The sequence below is a fragment of the Paenibacillus gorillae genome (assembly GCF_000513275.1).
GTDB classification, from domain to species: domain Bacteria; phylum Bacillota; class Bacilli; order Paenibacillales; family Paenibacillaceae; genus Pristimantibacillus; species Pristimantibacillus gorillae.
Window position 1 is genome coordinate 1 of the sequence record NZ_CBVJ010000003.1, and the last position, 1,809, is coordinate 1,809.

General features: G+C 33.8%; 2 protein-coding genes. Both read left to right on the forward strand.

Translation table 11 applies throughout. The annotated features are described in order from the left end of the window. A partial coding sequence (locus TY10_RS00120; protein WP_052350258.1) for a serine hydrolase domain-containing protein occupies positions 1-1,094 on the forward strand: 1,094 nt, incomplete at its 5' end. Between the two features lie 39 nt (positions 1,095-1,133). Next, the coding region (locus TY10_RS00125; RefSeq protein WP_042159263.1) for an ABC transporter ATP-binding protein at positions 1,134-1,809 on the forward strand (676 nt) is incomplete at its 3' end.

Here is a 1,809-nt window from a genome sequence, read left to right on the forward strand (position 1 = left end):
CCGCATCTTACAAAAAAAATAACGTGCCGGGTATTGCATTCTCAATTGTGAGAACCGGTGAATCACCACAATTACATTTTTACGGCCTTGCAGATAAAAGTTCAAAACTATATGTTGATAAATATACTCAATTTCAAGTAGCTTCAATATCAAAACCAGTAACCGCTTGGGGGATTATGAAGTTAGTTGAAGAAGGAGCATTGAACTTAGATAAGCCTATTACAACATATCTGAAGAGATGGGAGTTGTCGCCATCACCTTTTGATCAAAGTGCAATCACAGTTCGAAAACTACTCAGCCATACAGCGGGAATTAATGCTCCTCAATATCTCGGTTCAGAGAAAGAGAAGCACTTAGATAGTATAGTGGATTCTATGTATGGAAAAATTAATTCGAAAGAAAAACTGAAACTCATAAATGATCCAGGAAAGTCGTTTTTGTACTCAAGTGGAGGGTATTCTATACTGCAGCTTTTAATTGAGGAAGTTAGTGGATTGGAGTTCACTGAGTACATGGAAAAAAATGTACTTGGTCCATTAAGTATGGTGGGGAGCACTTTCAAACAAAGATTGGAGAATTTTAAAGGAGGATCAAGAGCATACGATAGTCTTGGTAAAAAGTTACCGAATTATATATTTATAGAAAAAGCAGCTGCAGGACTATATTCCAACATTGAAGATATGAGTAAATTCCTTCTAATAAATCTTAATATGAGTAGAGAAATGAAGAGCAATGAAGGGGGATTAATTAATCACGAAAGTGTAAAATTGCTTCATTCTCGTGTAGAACGAACTATCCCGTATGGATTAGGTTTTTCTATCTCAACTATTAATAACCATAAAGTGATTTCGCATACGGGGTGTAATAGAGGGTGGAGCTCCGTTATTGCTATGATTCCTAAAAGGGATGAAGGTATAGTTATCCTGACTAATAGCAATACTGGAGGGAATTTTATATACGATGTTATGAAAGTATGGATGGAATCAATTATTGGAGAAGTACCCGATTCATATCTTAAAATGATAAACGTAACTAGATATAGTCGTGTGAAAATTTTTCTACTAGAGAATATGCACGGGTTGATGAAGCAGTAGAGCTAGTAATTAAATGTAGATTACCAGGAGGAATAGTAGATGTCTTTTATAAGTGTAAAAAACTTATCAAAACAATATGATTATTATGAAAAAGAAGTTGGACTTAAGAATTCGTTAAAAAACCTGATTTTCAGGAAAAAACTTGTTAAGGAAGCTGTTACTGATATTTCATTTGAAATAGAAAAAGGAGAAATTATTGGTTTTCTTGGACCTAATGGGGCTGGAAAAACTACCACATTAAAGATGTTATCGGGCATTCTGTACCCAACATCAGGAGAAGTTATTATAGGGGGATATAAACCTTGGGAAAGAGAAAAAAAATTCAAGATGTTATTTTCAATAATTATGGGAAATAAAGGTCAGTTGAATTGGGATTTGCCTGCTAATGAATCGTTATATCTTACAAAATGCATATATGAAATTGATGATGTTAGATACAAAAGAACAGTCGAAGAATTGTCTGAATTACTGGATGTAAAAAGTTTGATGAAAGTTCAAGTAAGAAGACTATCTCTTGGAGAGAGAATGAAGATGGAGTTAATTGCTTCGTTGTTGCACAGTCCTGAGGTATTGTTCCTAGATGAGCCGACAATTGGTTTAGATGTAATATCTCAAAAGAAAATTAGGGAATTCTTTAAATATTATAATTCAAAGGAAAAAACCACAATAATTCTAACAAGTCATTATACTGCAGATGTAGAAGATTTGTGCAAAC